The following is a 14,359-nucleotide window of genomic DNA, read 5'->3' as shown; positions in this document are numbered from 1 at the left end:
ATGGCTGAGCTTGAGGTTGAGATTGTCGCAGCGGACCACTTCGTGTGGTCCGGGGCGGCCAAGATGGTCAAGGCCCGCACCAGTGATGGTGAGATCGGAATCCTGCCCGGCCACTCGCCCGTGCTGGCGATTTTGGCCGAGGGACAGCTGGCAATCGAGCCGGTTACCGGCGACCGCATTGCCGTAGATGTCGACGGCGGGTTCTTCTCCGTCGACAACAACCGGGTGGTCATTGTTGCTGACAACGCCCAGCTGGGTGACGCGGCCACTGCGGGGATCCGATAGCACAACCCTGATGGACGTTTCTTCCTTTCCGTTCATCGCCATAGCAACCGTGTTTGCGGTGCTGATTTTTACGCTGTGCCTGTTTGGGGTGCGCCGCTTCAACCTGCGGCGCGCCCTGGGCACGGTGGACGCCTCCATTCGTACGGCTGGAAAAAGCTGGCGGATGGGGGTTTGTCGTTATCAGGACAATGAACTTGAGTGGTTCAAACTCCTGTCGCTGAGCGTCCGGCCCCGCCACCGCTTCAAACGGAGCTCGCTTGAGCTGCTGGGCCGGCGCCAGCCCACGGAGGCGGAGCTGGTCAAGGTGCAGCCCGACGTCGTGATCGTGGAGCTCCGCTACGAGGGCCAGGACGTCTTCCTGGCCATGAAGTTCGACGCCTACACAGGCTTGTCCTCGTGGCTGGAAGCCGGGCCGGTCATCGGAGTGGGGACCTGGCGCTGAGGGCTCCCGCCACCGGCCCGGGCCAACATGGGGCCAATACGGCCCTAAGCCAATAGGCCGCGGCGCCAGTACGGCCCTAAGCCAATAGGCCGCCGTGAATGTTTCAGGATCTGAAAATATTAGTGACACAAAAATGATCCCCGGCACGAATGCCGAGGATCATTTGTTTTGGAACTAATTAGACGACGGTTACGCCCGTAGCCTGGGGGCCCTTGGCGCCCTGGCCGATTTCGAACTGAACGCGCTGGTTCTCGTCGAGGGTCTTGAACCCGCCGGTCTGGATCTCGGAGTAGTGAACGAAGACATCGCCATCGGAGTCGTCCGGGGTGATGAAGCCGAAGCCCTTTTCAGCGTTGAACCACTTGACGGTTCCCTGTGCCATTTATTTCTCCTCAGTATGGAACTTTTTAAGGCCAGCACACCTCGTACTGGTCTTGGTTACTCCGCGAGAAGAATCCTGGCCTGCACCCCCGATATAACCGGAATTGCGTTGCAGGAGCTTCGCGCTCGCAACATGTCTTGCGAGCATGAAAAACACCTACACAAAGACTGATACAAGAATTTCATGGGCAAACCGTCTGGTCAACGGGCAAAACGCGAATTCCGGCAAATTTTGGGCAAATCCGGAGTAAACGCCTGATCACCCCATGGCTACGGACCCGTCCAGTCAGAAAAGCCGGGATTCGATGTCGTCAACGCCCCGCATCGCGTCGTAATCCAGGGTCACGCAGTCAATGCCGCGGTCCGTCGCGAGCACTCTGGCCTGCGGCTTGATTTGCTGGGCGGCGAATATGCCTCGCACCGGCGCCAGCAGCGGATCCCGGTTCAGCAGTTCAAGATACCGCGTCAGCTGCTCCACGCCGTCGATGTCGCCGCGGCGCTTCAGTTCAATGGCCACCGTGGCGCCGCCGGCATCCCGGGCAAGGATGTCCACGGGCCCGATGGCGGTGAAGTACTCCCGCCGGATCAGTGAGAACCCCTCGCCGAGGGTTTCGATCTGGTCGGCGAGGAGCCGCTGCAGGTCGGCCTCGACGCCGTCCTTGATCAGGCCGGGGTCGTGTCCCAGTTCATGGGAGCTGTCGTGGATCTGCTCATGGATGTTGATGATGAGCCTGTCGTCCGTCTTGGCCGACTGCACGGTCCACTGCTCGACGACGCCAACTTCGACGTCGGCGTCCTCCGGGGAGGTGACGCGCAGAACGGCGGGCGGGCTCATCCAGTTCAGGGGCTTGTAGGAGCCGCCGTCGGAGTGCACCAGCACGGAACCGTCGGCCTTCACCAGCAGGAGCCGGGTGGCGAGGGGGAGATGGGCTTTGAGCCGGCCAACATAATCAACGGAGCAACGGGCTATGACGAGACGCACGCCCTACACCATACCTTCTCCGCAGAACCCCAACGTGCAGTAGCCCGGTGTCATGCAGGGCAGGGCAGGGCCACCGGCTAAGGCAGAAATGGAGGCATGCCCCGCTCCAACCGTCCCCGCCGCGCCAAATCCGGGCGCGGTGCGGCCGGCAATGCCCAGGGCGGAGGAAAGCACGGCGCAGGTCCCGCGCCGGAACTTGACCTGGAGCGGGCCCGCGCGGGATTCGCCCGCCGGGAAACTGCGCCGGACGGCGACTGGATGGTGCGGACCATGACGGCCCGCAACGCCGAAAAGAAATACATCTGCCCGGGCTGCTCCACCGCTGTGCTGCCCGGGATCGCCCACCTTGTGGTCTGGGCGGACGATCACCTGTTCGGAGCTGCCGCGGGGCTGGCCGAGCGGCGCCACTGGCACACCAACTGCTGGACGTCCCGCAACTTCCGGTACCGGTAACGTTAGGTGACCCGTGCCGGGGGCAACCCGGCCGGAAGCTAAGCTGGTGCGCATGACTTTTGACCCGGCGTCGTACGTTTTCAGCCAGCCATCAGCAGCCACCGCGATCCGCGCCTCCACGGTGCTGCCCGCCCGGCGCGAGAACATCGAAATCCGTACGGAGGACGGCCACACGCTGGTGGGCGAACTGGCGCTGCCGGAATCGGGTCCGGTCACTGCCACGCTGATCACCCTCCACCCGCTGCCCACGCACGGCGGCTTCATGGATTCCCACGTGTACCGCAAGGCGTCCTACCGGCTGCCGGCGCTGGCAGGCGTGGCCGTACTGCGCTTCAACACCCGGGGCACGTCCTCGCCGCGCGGAACCAGTGACGGAGCGTTTGAAGAAGGCATCGGCGAGCGGTACGACGTGGAGGCGGCGGTGCGATTCGCCGTCGAACGGGGGCTGCCCAACCGCTGGCTCGTGGGCTGGTCCTTCGGCACCGAACTCGCGCTCATGTACGGCGCCGTGGAACCGGTGGCCTCCCAGGTGGAGGGCGCCGTGCTGCTGTCCCCGCCGCTGCACCGTGCCACCGACGAGCACCTGCGGCAGTGGGCGGACGCCGGCAAGCCGCTGACGGTCCTGGTGCCCGAGCACGATGACTACCTCCGGCCCGCCGCCGCCGAGGCGCGGTTCGGCCTTGTGCCGCAGGCCAGGGTGGTGGGGGTCGACGGCGCCAAGCACCTCTGGGTGGGGGAGAAGCAGGCCGCCCGGGTGCTGAATGAGATCGTTGACGACGTGACGCCCGACGGCTCAGGAGCCGCAGGCCTCCCGCAGGAGTGGGAAGGCCCGGTGGCGACCGCCGCCGTCTAAGGCTAGTACCTGCCTGTGCCTGGTGCTTGTCTGTACCTAGTGCTTGTCCTGGCGGACGATGTAGATCTCCTTGATGAGCAGCAGGGTGGCAGCCGCCGTCGGGATGGCAATGAGTGCCCCGAGGACGCCGAGCAGGCTGCCGCCGGCAATCACCGAGATGACGGCGACGGCGCCAGGCACTGCCACGGCCTTCTGCATGATGCGCGGCGAGATGAAGTACGCCTCGAACTGCAGGTAGGCGAAGTAGCAGATGGCGTAGGCCAGGGCGGACTGCCAGCCCAGCGTCAGGGTGATCAGGATGACCACCACCCCGGCGATCAGTCCGCCCACCAGCGGAATGAAGGCCAGCAATGCCACGACGAAGGTCAGCAGCACGGCGAACGGCACGCCGATGATCGACATCACGATGAAGGCGAAGGTGGCATTCAGGAGGGCGACCACAGCCTGGCCGATGACGTAGTTGCCCACAGAGCGGGTGATCTCCTCGGACAGCGCCTCGACGCGTGCCCGCCGGGACCGCGGCGCCAGCCGGTAGCCCCACTTCTTCATCGCCGGCAGGGCGGCGAGGAAATACAGGCTGAGCACCAGCACGATCAATGTGCCGAAGAGGCCGTTGGCCACCGTTGATCCGAAGCCGAGGACGCCGCCGAAGATGCCGCTCATGGCCTCGGGGTTCTTGACGAACTTGTCCAGTTCCTCGCTGATGCGGTCGCGGACGCCGAACTGGTTGTCCAGGGTCCGGAAGAAATCGGAGTTGATGAAGTCCCTCACCCACACCGGGGCCTGCTTCACCAGCTCGGTCACCTGCTCCACAATCGTGGGGATGAGGGTGGCAAAGAAGCCGACCACGGCGATCATCAGCACGGACACCGACACGAGGATGCCGGCGGGCCGGGGAATCTTCCGGTCCTCCAGCCAGCGCACCACCGGGTCCAGGCCGAGGGCGATGAACAGGGCGGCCACGATCCACAGCAGGAGCTGGGTGGTGTGGGAACCGATCCAGTAGACCAAGAGGGCCAGGCCCACGCCCACGGTGCCCATGAACCCCAGGTACAGAGGGTGCTGGGCCGAGATGCGGGGTCCGGGGGAACCGAAACGTGCGGTGTCCTCGGGTTGCTCTGCCCCGACGTTGTCGGGATGCTCCGGCGGGAACTCAAACCGGAGCCTGGGCTGGGCGCCGGGGATTGGCTGGCGAAGGCGCCGCAAGACCGCGCCCAGGGCAGCTGGCCGGCCCTTTGTCTTTGCGGGCTTCTGCGGCGGTGTGGGCTGCGGCGCGGTGCCGGCTGCTGCCGCCTTGTGTGCAGCAGTGGCCTGTGATGCCGGCGGGCTCTGGGGGGAGTCGGCGTCGGGCAGATCTTCGGGGCCGCGCATGGACGGATCCGTGTGTTCAGTCACTGCTTTTTGATGCCTTTACCGTCCGTGGCGCCGCGGCTGCGGGCCTGGTGTGATGATCATCGCAAACACTATCAGCAGCCTTGTGAATAGCCGGGCGGGCGGCGTTTCCCCGGGGTGCCGGCCAGGCTCCTGAACCCCCCGATCCGGCCTATTGGTAACAAAACGGTTACTATTGGAGGTAAACCCCCGCTGATGATAGGTATTCCTTTGCGTTTCAAGACTGCAGTTGCACTTGTGCTGCTCGGCCTCCTGACACTGCTGGCCGGCATCGGGCAGAAGACCTTCTGGGCCCCCGCCGACACAGTGACGGCAACGGCTTCCGCCGGCGAAGCCGCGCCCCTGACCGTTATCGACCAGAAGCTGCGCACCCTCGAAGGTGGAACGGTCAGCATCAAGGTCAAGGGCGAGGGCAGCTTCCTGCTCGCGGCAGGACGCCCGGATGACGTCGACGCCTGGGTGGGCAAGACCGCCCACAACACGGTCACCGGAATCTCCGACGACAGGAAGTCGCTGCAGGTAAAGCACACCGACGGCGAAGCCAGCGCGCCGTCGCCGGCCGGCTCTGACCTTTGGGTCAGCTCCGAGAACGCCAGCGGCGAGCTTGACTACACCTGGTCCGCCCCGGCCGACGGCGACTGGTCCCTGCTGCTCGCAGCAGATGGAAAGAAGCCCGCGCCGTCGTCCATTTCCATGACGTTCCCCAATGACACCTCCATGCCGTGGGCCGTGCCGCTCATGGTCCTCGGCGGGCTCCTGGTCCTTGCCGGCGGGGCACTGCTGGTCCTCAAGCCCAAGGGCGGGGCGTCTCGCGACGGCGGATCCTCCGAGGGCGGGTCCTCAAGCAACGGGTCCGCTGGCAAGGCCAGCGACAAGCTGGGCAGCCCTTTCGCCCGGCGCGCCCGCGCCAAGGCGGCAGCCAAGGCCGGCGAACGGTCCTCCTCTGCCCGGCTCAGCGTGGTGGTTGCGGCCACCACGGCCGCTGTCCTTGCCGGCGGCGCAGCTGCCGCGCAGGCCAGCACGTCGTCTGCCCCGGCTTCTACGTCCGGGGCACCCACCACGAGCGCGTCCGCGGCCCCCGAGGCCGGCGGCACGCCCGTGGTTCTGGACGCCCAGTTCCGCCGCATCCTGGAACAGGTGGCCAGTGCCACCGACGCCGGCGACGCCGCGAAGGACGCCAAGAAGCTCGCCGCCCGCGTTTCCGGGACGGAACTTGAGGTCCGCACCCAGAACTACAAGATCAGGTCGCGTGTGGCCTCCTACGACGCACGCATGCCCGTACGTTCCACCAAGCTGCTGACCACGGTGGTCACGGACAAGCGCGAATGGCCGCGCTCCGTCCTGGCCGTCACGCAGGGTGAAGGCAACGTTGTGCCGCAGCTGCTCACGCTCGTGCAGAAGTCCCCGCGCGAGAACTACAAGCTCGTCGGCACGTCGCCGCTGCAGCCCGGCACCACATTCCCGGCGATCGTACGCGGCGGCACCGAGTCGCTTGCCGCGGGCGACAAGTCCGGCCTGCTCTACAGCGGGCAGGAAGCGCTCGCCGGCCTGGCGGACCGGCTGACCAAGTCCAACTCCACCTTCAAGAGCAAGCTGGTGGAAGGGGAGTCCTCCCCGTACATCGCGGACACGCTCTCCTACCAGGCTGACATTGTGAAGGACGGCGTGGACGGCAAGTTCGCGTTCACGCACAAGGTCGTGCCGGAGAACACTGTCGTGTTCCGCACGGAGGACGGCGGGGCCCTGGTCCTCGGCCGCCTGACCTTCAACTTCGATGGCACCCCCAAGGCGGAAGGCGACAAGCTGTCCATCGGCAACGATGCGGCCGTCCTCGCCGGCGGCAAGGAAACCACCACCGGCATGGTGCTGAAGTTCGCCGAGTCCGTGGCCGTGTACGTGCCGCCGGCCGACTCGAAGGATCCGATGAAGCTCGTGGCTGCCACGCGCGGACTGGTTGGCGCCAGCTTCAAGTAGGGAACGGCTTTCCGTAAACCTGCCGTCACTGGAGCGGCCGCGGTGCTTACCGCGGCCGCTCTTGTGGCTAGAGTGGGAGCTATGAGTTCGCCAGCTTCCCGCCCTGTCCCTTCGGCCGCGAGCCAGCTTAACCTTCGCGGCGCCGTCGACCTCTCCTCCCTCAAGCAGCGGCCGGCACCGCCGGCGCCGAACAATGCCCCCGCGGCCGGCGACCCACAGGCCCAGGCGGCCGACGGCGGACCCGCCCTCCGGGTGGAGGTCACCGAGGCAAACTTCCAGAGCCTTATCGAACTGTCCGCCCAGGTGCCTGTGGTGTTTGCCCTCTGGGCCGCCTATTCGCCAGAATCAGCCGGCGTGCTGGATGCGCTTGACCGGAACATCCAGAGCTACGGCGGCCGGCTGGTCCTCGCCGCTGCGGACGTCGAAGCGTTCCCGCAACTGGCTCAGGCCTTCCAGGTGCAGGCCGTCCCCACCGCCGTCGCCGTGCTCAAAGGCCAGCCGGTTCCGCTCTTCCAGGGTGGCGCGGACGAGCAGCAGATCCGCCCCCTGCTGGACGAACTGCTGACGGTTGCCGCCGCCAACGGGGTGACCGGCAACGTCGGAGGCGGCGCAGGTTCAACTGAAGAACCCGCCCCGGCTCCTCTGCCACCGCTTCACCAGAAGGCCTTCGACGCCATTGAAGAGGGCGACTACGCCGCTGCGGCCGCTGCCTACCGGCAGGCGCTTGCCGAGATGCCGGCGGACGCCGAGGCCAAGGCGGGCCTGGCGCAGGTGGAGCTCATGGAACGCCTGCAGAGCCTTTCCGGACCCGAGGGCGAGGCCCTGCGCCAGCTCGCCGCGGATGAACCCGACAACCTCACGGCCCAGCTGGGCGTGGCCGACCTGGATCTCGCCGGCGGCCACGTGGAGGATGCCCTGAACCGTGTGGTCGCGTTCATTGGCAGGAACTTCGGGCCGGAACGCGAGACCGCCCGCGTGCGCCTGCTCGAGCTGTTCGAAGTTGTCGGGACCACGGACGAACGCGTGGGCAAGGCCCGCCAGGCCCTGGCACGGGTGCTGTTTTAGTGGCGGTGCCCGCGCTGTTCCAGCCCCTGAAGCTGCGGTCCCTGGAACTGCAGCACCGCGGCTGGGTTTCGCCGATGTGCCAGTACAGCTGTGAACCAGACGGAGCCCCCGGGGTGCCCAACGACTGGCACCTCATGCACCTGGGGTCGTTCGCCGCCGGGGGAGCAGCCCTCATCCTGACCGAGGCTGCGGCAGTGAATGCCGAGGGGCGCATCAGTCCGCGGGACGCGGGGCTGTACAACGACGAGCAGGCGCTGGGCTGGGAGCGGATCGTCCGCTTCGTGCACCGCCACGGTGTCGCCGACACCAAGATCGGTGCGCAGCTCGCCCATGCAGGACGCAAAGCATCCACGTACTGGCCGTTCTCCGGCCGGAGCGGATCGGTTCCGGCGTCCGACGGCGGCTGGGAGACTGTGGGTCCGGGCGCCCAGGCCTTCGACGGCTACGCGCCGCCCGCCGCCATGACGGAGGATGACATCCAGGGCGTCATCGCCGACTTTGCCGCCGCAGCGTCCCGTGCCGTGGACATCGGCTTCGACACCATCGAACTGCACGGTGCCCACGGATATCTCCTTCACCAGTTTCAAAGCCCCCTGATCAACGACCGCACTGACTCCTGGGGCGGCAATGCGGAGGGGCGGAACCGGTTGACCCTGGCCGTCATCGACGCTGTCCGCCGCGTCATCCCGGAGTCCATGCCGCTGCTGCTTCGCATTTCGGCAACCGACTGGGCAGAGGGCGGAATCAGCGTCGAGGACTCGGTCAGCCTGGCCGCGCAGGCCGCCGAGCGGGGCGTGGACCTCGTCGACGTGTCCAGCGGCGGGGCCGTGGCACACCAACAGATCCAGCCGGGACCGGGCTACCAGACGGAATTCGCAGCCCGGATCCGCCGCGAAACAGGAGTCGCCACCGGCACCGTGGGGCTGCTGACGTCCCCGGACCAGGCGGAGCATGTGGTGGCTACCGGACAGGCCGACGGCGTGTTTATCGCCCGGGCGGCACTGCGGGATCCGCACTGGTGGCTCCGGGCCGCGTTTGAACTCGGCCACAACCTGCGCTGGGTGCCGCAGTATGAACGGGCCGTGCCGCGCCGTTCTTTCTGACGGCCGGCCCTACTGGGTTTTCTACTCCTTCCGGAGGATCCCCCCGGTGACAGGCCGCGGCTAGGGTAAGTGCATGAGCACTCCCTTAATAGCCCTCTCGATCAGGGGGCTTGCCAAGCGCTTCGGCACCAAGATTGCGGTGGACGGCATCAGCCTCGACGTTCCCGCCGGTTCGTTCTTCGGCATCGTCGGGCCCAACGGCGCCGGCAAGACTACCACGCTCTCCATGGCCACGGGTCTTCTCCGCCCGGACTTCGGAACGGCGGTGGTCCATGGCGTGGATGTCTGGGCGCAGCCGCTGCAAGCCAAGAAGCTGATGGGCATCCTGCCCGACGGGGTGCGGCTCTTTGACCGGCTCAGCGGTGAGCAGCTGGTCACCTACGCCGGCCTGCTCCGGGGCATGGACCGGGACGTCGTGGCCGCCCGGGTGGGGGAGCTGCTCGCAGTTTTGGACCTCAGCCAGGACGCGGGCACCCTGGTTGTGGATTACTCCGCCGGCATGACCAAGAAGATCGCGCTGGCCTCCGCACTGATCCACGCTCCGAAGGTCCTCGTGCTGGATGAGCCCTTCGAATCCGTGGATCCAGTCTCCGCCGCCAACATCAGGGACATCCTGGACAGGTATGTGGCCACGGGCGGCACCGTGATCGTGTCCAGCCACGTGATGGACCTCGTGCAGCGGATGTGCGACCACGTGGCCGTTATTGCCGGCGGCCGGATCCTGACCGCCGGAACGGTCGACCAGGTGCGTGCCGGCGCCACCCTGGAAGAACGCTTCGTGCAGCTCGTGGGCGGCAGGAGCCAGACTGAGGGGCTCGAATGGTTGCGCACCTCCTGAGGCTGAAGCTCACGCTGCTCCGGAACGGACTGCGGCGGAGCCCCTGGCAGCTGGTGGGGCTGGCGTTCGGCGGACTGTATGCGTTCTTCATCGTCGGCATGTGCGTGGTGCTGCTGGTCCTGCTCCGGCAGGAGGACCCGGGCCTGGCCCAGACCGTTGTGGTGCTTGGCGGCTCGGCGGCCCTGCTGGGCTGGGGAATTGTGCCGGTCATTGCCTCGGCCGTGGACATGACGCTGGACCCTGCCCGGTTCACGACGTCGGCCGTGCCCATGCCGCAGCTTCTGGCCGGCCTCGCGCTCGGCGGCCTCATCGGGCTTCCGGGGCTGGCCACCTCGATCGTCGCCCTGGCCACCGTGGTCACCTGGTCCCGCGGTGTGCTGCCAGCTGCGGGCGCGCTGGTCGGCGCCGTCCTTGGCGTGCTGACCTGCGTCGTGTTCTGCCGGGTCGTCACTACGGCTACGTCGAGCCTGGCGGCCTCACGGCGGTTCAAGGACGTCAGCGGCATAGCCTTCATGGTGCCACTGGTTCTCCTGGGTCCGATCACCGCCGGCATCTTCCAGGGCATGGCCGGTTCCGGGGCCTTCCTGTCCGAACTGGCCGGCAGGGTTTCCTGGACGCCGCTGGGGGCTGCGTGGTCGCTGGGCGGCGATCTCGAAGCCGGACAGCCGGGCCACGCGGGACTCAAACTGCTCATTGCCGCGGCCACGCTGGCAGGGTTTTCCTGGTGCTGGAAGCTGCTGCTGGAACGTGCCCTGGTCACGCCGCCCTACAGCGGAAGCAGCCGCCGGAAGGGCGGGCGGCTGGGGCTGTTCTCCCTTCTGCCCGCGACGCCGGCCGGTGCCGTCACGGCGCGGGCCCTGACCTACTGGTTCCGTGATCCCCGGTATTCAGGTTCGCTGGTGGTCATTCCGCTGCTGCCGGTCGTGCTGGCTTTCCAAGGCAGCCAGACCAACGACTACGGCGTTCTGATGATCACCGGGCCGCTCACGGCGTTCCTCCTGGCGTGGTCCATTTCGGGGGATGTGTCCTACGACAACACCGCTTTTGCCCTACACGTCGCGGCCGGGGTGCGGGGAGTCCATGACCGGCTGGGGCGCGCGCTGGCCTGCCTGGCGTTCGCGCTGCCCACGGTGCTGATCCTCGCCGTCGTGCCGTTCTTCATCACGGCCGACTGGGCGTGGTGGCCTTCCATCCTCGGGATGTCCGTGGGAGTGCTGCTGACCGGGCTGGGCCTGTCGTCCGTGGTGTCCGCCCGTTACACCATCGCCGTGCCGCTTCCCGGCGACAGCCCGTTCAAGAAGCCCCCGGGCAATGTGGGGCAGACACTCGCCGTCCAGTTCGGCGGAATGGGTGTCCTTCTGGTGCTGGTCCTCCCGGAGGCCGGCCTGGTCCTCGCGCAGGTGCTCACCGGAGATCCGCTGTTTGGCTGGATCAACCTGGCACTGGGGCCCGTCCTTGGCACTGCACTGTTCATTGTGGGGGTCCGGGTGGGTGGGCGTTGGTTCGATGCCCGCGGCCCGGAGCTGCTGGCCCAGGTCACTGTCAACCGCTGAGAACAGCCAACCGCTGAATTCATCTGCCGGGCGGCGGCCCGCCGTGGTTGACTGGCAGGACAGCTGAGAGAAAGGCCGAAAATGGAGGTCGTCATACTTCCGGGCGGCAGGCAGATTGCCTCCCTCGTCGCAGACGCAGTGGAGAGCCTGCTGCGGAACAAGCCCGACGCCGTGCTGGGACTTGCCACGGGATCATCGCCGCTGCCGGTGTACGACGAACTCGCGCGGCGCCACGAGCAGGCCGGCCTGGACTTCAGCCGTGCCTGCGGATTCACCCTGGATGAGTACGTCGGGCTGGAACCCGGACACCCCGAGTCCTACCGGGAGGTGATCCGCCGCGACTTCGCGAACAGGGTCAACATCGACCCGGACAACATCCTCGGGCCGGACGGAAGCGCCCAGGACATCCCGGCGGCCTGCCGTGCGTACGAGGACCGGATCAGGGAGCGCGGCGGCATCGATCTGCAGCTTTTGGGCCTTGGCACCGACGGACACATCGGCTTCAACGAGCCGGGGTCGTCCCTGGCATCCCGCACCCGGATCAAGTCGCTCATCGAGCAGACACGGCGCGACAACGCCCGCTTCTTCCGCAGCCTGGACGAGGTTCCACACCACGTGGTGACCCAGGGGCTGGGCACCATCCTCGAGTCGCGGCACGCCATCCTGCTGGCCACGGGAGCCCAAAAGGCGCAGGCCGTCCACGACCTGGTGGAGGGACCCCTCGCCGCGATCTGCCCAGCCTCGGTGCTGCAGCTGCACCCGCACGCTTCCATCGTGTTGGACGAGGCCGCGGCGTCGTCACTGAAGCTCGCCGACTACTACCGGCACACCTACGAGCACAAACCGGCGTGGCAGGGCCTGTGACCGGAACCTGCGCCCGGGTCCTCCCGCGGCCGCAGCTGCGGAACGGCTAAGATGGATGCCATGAGTAGCATGACGGATCCTCTCGACAACGACCCCATGCGTGAGCTTTCCGGCGCCGGATCGTCCACCGCAACGATTGAGCGCGAGGAACTGCGCCAGGAAGTGGAGCCCGGCGACCGTGAGCGCTTTGCACACTATGTGCGCAAGGAAAAGATCATGGAGTCTGCCATGACCGGCGAACCGGTCATCGCGCTGTGCGGCAAGGTCTGGACGCCCGGACGGGATCCGCAGAAGTTCCCGGTCTGCCCCATGTGCAAAGAGGTCTATGACGGCCTCCGCCCGGGCAACGACGGCGGCAGCGGGTCCGGCGGAGACTCAGGCAACAACAAATAGTGACGGAGACACTCTTCGGCGGACCCACCCTGCCCCCGGCTTATCCGGAACGTGCAGCCTGGGGAACCGCCCCGAAGCTCCGTGCCTGGCAGCAGGAAGCCCTGGACCTGTACTTCAGCAAGGCTCCGCGCGATTTCATGGCCGTGGCCACTCCCGGCGCCGGCAAGACCACCTTTGCGCTCAGGGTGGCCTCCATGCTGATCGAGGCCGGCACGGTGAACCGCGTCACCATCGTCGCGCCCACCGACCACCTGAAGCGGCAGTGGGCTGACGCTGCCGCGCGGGTCGGCATCGCCATTGACCCGAACTTCAAGAATTCGGACGGCCAGCACGGCCGCGGGTTCATCGGCGTGGCCGTGACCTACGCGCAGGTGGCCAGCAAGCCCATGCTGCACCGTGCCAAGACCGAGGCCGCCCGCACTCTGGTGATTCTCGACGAAATCCACCACGGCGGCGAGGCGCTGTCCTGGGGCGACGGTCTCCGCGAGGCCTTCGACCCCGCGGCCCGGCGGCTGTCCCTGACCGGTACGCCGTTCCGGTCGGACACCTCGCCCATTCCGTTTGTGGAGTACACCGAGGACCGCGAGGGCATCCGCCGCTCGAAGTCGGACTATACCTACGGTTACGGCAACGCGCTGCGTGACCACGTGGTGCGTCCGGTCATCTTCATGGCGTATTCGGGGCAAATGCGATGGCGCACCAGCGCAGGCGACGAGATGGCCGCCTCCCTTGGCGAGGCGGCGGTCACCAAGGACATCACGTCACAGGCCTGGCGGACCGCCCTGAACCCGGCCGGGGAATGGATTCCCGCCGTCCTGGCAGGAGCGGACAAACGGCTCAGCGAGGTCCGGCGGTCCGTTCCCGACGCCGGCGGCCTGGTGATCGCCACCGACCACGAGGACGCCCGGGCGTACGCCGGCCAGCTCAAGAAGATCACGGGCGAGTCACCGACGGTGATCCTGTCCGATGATGCCAAGGCCTCCAACAAGATCGAGGAGTTCAGCGCGGGCGACAAGCGCTGGATGGTGGCCGTGCGCATGGTGTCCGAAGGCGTGGACGTGCCGCGCCTTTCGGTGGGCGTCTACGCCACCTCCACATCCACCTCCTTTGTTCTTCGCCCAGGCAGTGGGGCGCTTTGTGCGTTCCCGGAAACGGGGCGAGACGGCCTCTGTCTTCCTCCCGTCCGTTCCCCAGCTGATGGCGCTGGCCAACAGCATGGAAGCCGAACGTGACCATGCCCTGGACCGGCCGCAGAACGATGACGGTGACGGCCTGATGGACCTCGAAGAGTCGCTGATGGACGAGGCGAACCGCGAGGAGAAGGCCTCGGACAGCCTGACCAAGGGCAAGTTCGAGGCACTGGATTCGCAGGCGTCCTTCGACCGCGTGCTGTTCGACGGCGGCGAGTTCGGCACCGGAGGCGACATCGGCTCCGAGGACGAACTCGACTTCCTCGGCATCCCGGGCCTGCTGGACGCCGAGCAGGTGGGCATGCTGCTGCGCCAGCGGCAGCACGAGCAGCAGGGCCGGAAGAAGCGCCAGGGCCCCGCAGCTGAGCCCGCCGCCCCCGCAGTACCGGACCACCGGATGCTGATGGACCTGCGGAACGAGCTTGCCAAGAACGTGGCGGCCTGGTCTGCGCGGACGGGCACCCCGCACGGCGTGGTGCACACGAAGCTCCGGACCGTCTGCGGCGGGCCCCCCGTGGCACAGGCGAACGAGGAGCAGCTTCAGTCCAGGCTGAAGAAGCTCCAGGACTGGTTCATCGGCAGGAAGTAGCC

The 14,359-nt window shown here is 67.1% G+C and carries 14 protein-coding genes and 1 pseudogene; 12 read left to right on the top strand and 3 right to left on the bottom strand.

Features of this window, described 5'->3' with window-relative positions; all coding sequences use genetic code 11:
* Both QF036_RS17100 and QF036_RS17095 read left to right on the top strand, forming a co-directional pair.
* On the top strand, window positions 1-285 hold the full coding sequence (locus QF036_RS17100) for a F0F1 ATP synthase subunit epsilon (protein ID WP_003804768.1): 285 nt from the start codon (window positions 1-3) through the stop codon (window positions 283-285).
* Between the two features lie 10 nt (window positions 286-295).
* The gene (locus QF036_RS17095; RefSeq protein ID WP_003804767.1) at window positions 296-727 is read left to right on the top strand and encodes a DUF2550 domain-containing protein; all 432 of its coding nucleotides are present in this window, start codon (window positions 296-298) and stop codon (window positions 725-727) included.
* Window positions 728-905: 178 nt separating this feature from the next.
* Here QF036_RS17095 and QF036_RS17090 read toward each other — a convergent pair whose 3' ends face one another.
* Window positions 906-1,109: a cold-shock protein gene (locus QF036_RS17090; protein ID WP_003804766.1), complete on the bottom strand. Its 204-nt coding sequence runs from the start codon at window positions 1,107-1,109 to the stop codon at window positions 906-908.
* 285 nt (window positions 1,110-1,394) lie between these two features.
* Window positions 1,395-2,090, bottom strand: coding sequence for an endonuclease NucS (gene nucS / locus QF036_RS17085; protein WP_003804765.1), 696 nt, complete (start codon window positions 2,088-2,090; stop codon window positions 1,395-1,397).
* 96 nt (window positions 2,091-2,186) lie between these two features.
* Between nucS and QF036_RS17080 the strand changes: the two genes are divergently transcribed.
* Together QF036_RS17080 and QF036_RS17075 are read left to right on the top strand one after the other, a co-directional pair.
* Window positions 2,187-2,543, top strand: a complete 357-nt coding sequence (locus tag QF036_RS17080; protein WP_307103761.1) for an ATP/GTP-binding protein — start codon at window positions 2,187-2,189, stop codon at window positions 2,541-2,543.
* A 52-nt stretch (window positions 2,544-2,595) separates the two neighbouring features.
* Window positions 2,596-3,396 carry an alpha/beta hydrolase gene (locus tag QF036_RS17075; RefSeq protein WP_043419569.1) on the top strand — a complete coding sequence of 267 codons (801 nt, stop codon included), beginning with the start codon at window positions 2,596-2,598 and terminating at the stop codon, window positions 3,394-3,396.
* Between the two features lie 36 nt (window positions 3,397-3,432).
* Here QF036_RS17075 and QF036_RS17070 read toward each other — a convergent pair whose 3' ends face one another.
* Window positions 3,433-4,791, bottom strand: a complete 1,359-nt coding sequence (locus QF036_RS17070; RefSeq protein WP_307103758.1) for an AI-2E family transporter — start codon at window positions 4,789-4,791, stop codon at window positions 3,433-3,435.
* Window positions 4,792-4,983: 192 nt separating this feature from the next.
* Here QF036_RS17070 and QF036_RS17065 point away from each other — a divergent pair, with 192 nt between their 5' ends.
* The 8 genes and pseudogenes from QF036_RS17065 (at window position 4,984) to QF036_RS17030 (ending at window position 14,357) form a co-directional block, all read left to right on the top strand.
* The gene (locus tag QF036_RS17065) at window positions 4,984-6,762 is read left to right on the top strand and encodes a hypothetical protein (RefSeq protein WP_307103756.1); all 1,779 of its coding nucleotides are present in this window, start codon (window positions 4,984-4,986) and stop codon (window positions 6,760-6,762) included.
* An 81-nt stretch (window positions 6,763-6,843) separates the two neighbouring features.
* Window positions 6,844-7,827, top strand: coding sequence for a tetratricopeptide repeat protein (locus tag QF036_RS17060; protein WP_307103754.1), 984 nt, complete (start codon window positions 6,844-6,846; stop codon window positions 7,825-7,827).
* 5 nt (window positions 7,828-7,832) lie between these two features.
* Window positions 7,833-8,930, top strand: a complete 1,098-nt coding sequence (locus QF036_RS17055) for an NADH:flavin oxidoreductase/NADH oxidase (RefSeq protein ID WP_307105965.1) — start codon at window positions 7,833-7,835, stop codon at window positions 8,928-8,930.
* A 73-nt stretch (window positions 8,931-9,003) separates the two neighbouring features.
* Window positions 9,004-9,768: an ABC transporter ATP-binding protein gene (locus QF036_RS17050; RefSeq protein WP_307103752.1), complete on the top strand. Its 765-nt coding sequence runs from the start codon at window positions 9,004-9,006 to the stop codon at window positions 9,766-9,768.
* A complete protein-coding gene (locus QF036_RS17045; protein ID WP_307103750.1) occupies window positions 9,750-11,321 on the top strand; it encodes a transporter in 1,572 nt (523 codons plus the stop codon). Before QF036_RS17050 ends, QF036_RS17045 begins: the two co-directional genes overlap by 19 nt.
* Before the next feature lie 81 nt (window positions 11,322-11,402).
* On the top strand, window positions 11,403-12,185 hold the full coding sequence (gene nagB, locus QF036_RS17040) for a glucosamine-6-phosphate deaminase (RefSeq protein ID WP_307103748.1): 783 nt from the start codon (window positions 11,403-11,405) through the stop codon (window positions 12,183-12,185).
* Window positions 12,186-12,236: 51 nt separating this feature from the next.
* On the top strand, window positions 12,237-12,578 hold the full coding sequence (locus QF036_RS17035) for a DUF3039 domain-containing protein (protein ID WP_307103745.1): 342 nt from the start codon (window positions 12,237-12,239) through the stop codon (window positions 12,576-12,578).
* Window positions 12,578-14,357 (top strand): annotated as a pseudogene (locus QF036_RS17030) (DEAD/DEAH box helicase). The gene QF036_RS17035 and the pseudogene QF036_RS17030 overlap by 1 nt, the downstream one beginning before the upstream one ends.
* Window positions 14,358-14,359 lie beyond the last annotated feature (2 nt).

Source organism: Arthrobacter globiformis, assembly GCF_030817195.1.
Taxonomy (GTDB): Bacteria; Actinomycetota; Actinomycetes; order Actinomycetales; family Micrococcaceae; genus Arthrobacter; species Arthrobacter globiformis_D.
This window is presented reverse-complemented; position numbering and strand designations above follow the sequence as displayed.

What these genes read in the sequence shown, in the direction of transcription:
- QF036_RS17100 (WP_003804768.1), top strand. Translation starts at nt 1, where the DNA reads ATGGCTGAGCTTGAGGTTGAGATTGTCGCAGCGGACCACTTCGTGTGG.
- QF036_RS17095 (WP_003804767.1), top strand. Translation starts at nt 296, where the DNA reads ATGGACGTTTCTTCCTTTCCGTTCATCGCCATAGCAACCGTGTTTGCG.
- QF036_RS17090 (WP_003804766.1), bottom strand. Translation starts at nt 1,109, where the DNA reads ATGGCACAGGGAACCGTCAAGTGGTTCAACGCTGAAAAGGGCTTCGGC.
- QF036_RS17080 (WP_307103761.1), top strand. Translation starts at nt 2,187, where the DNA reads ATGCCCCGCTCCAACCGTCCCCGCCGCGCCAAATCCGGGCGCGGTGCG.
- QF036_RS17075 (WP_043419569.1), top strand. Translation starts at nt 2,596, where the DNA reads ATGACTTTTGACCCGGCGTCGTACGTTTTCAGCCAGCCATCAGCAGCC.
- QF036_RS17065 (WP_307103756.1), top strand. Translation starts at nt 4,984, where the DNA reads ATGATAGGTATTCCTTTGCGTTTCAAGACTGCAGTTGCACTTGTGCTG.
- QF036_RS17060 (WP_307103754.1), top strand. Translation starts at nt 6,844, where the DNA reads ATGAGTTCGCCAGCTTCCCGCCCTGTCCCTTCGGCCGCGAGCCAGCTT.
- QF036_RS17050 (WP_307103752.1), top strand. Translation starts at nt 9,004, where the DNA reads ATGAGCACTCCCTTAATAGCCCTCTCGATCAGGGGGCTTGCCAAGCGC.
- QF036_RS17045 (WP_307103750.1), top strand. Translation starts at nt 9,750, where the DNA reads ATGGTTGCGCACCTCCTGAGGCTGAAGCTCACGCTGCTCCGGAACGGA.
- nagB (WP_307103748.1), top strand. Translation starts at nt 11,403, where the DNA reads ATGGAGGTCGTCATACTTCCGGGCGGCAGGCAGATTGCCTCCCTCGTC.
- QF036_RS17035 (WP_307103745.1), top strand. Translation starts at nt 12,237, where the DNA reads ATGGATGCCATGAGTAGCATGACGGATCCTCTCGACAACGACCCCATG.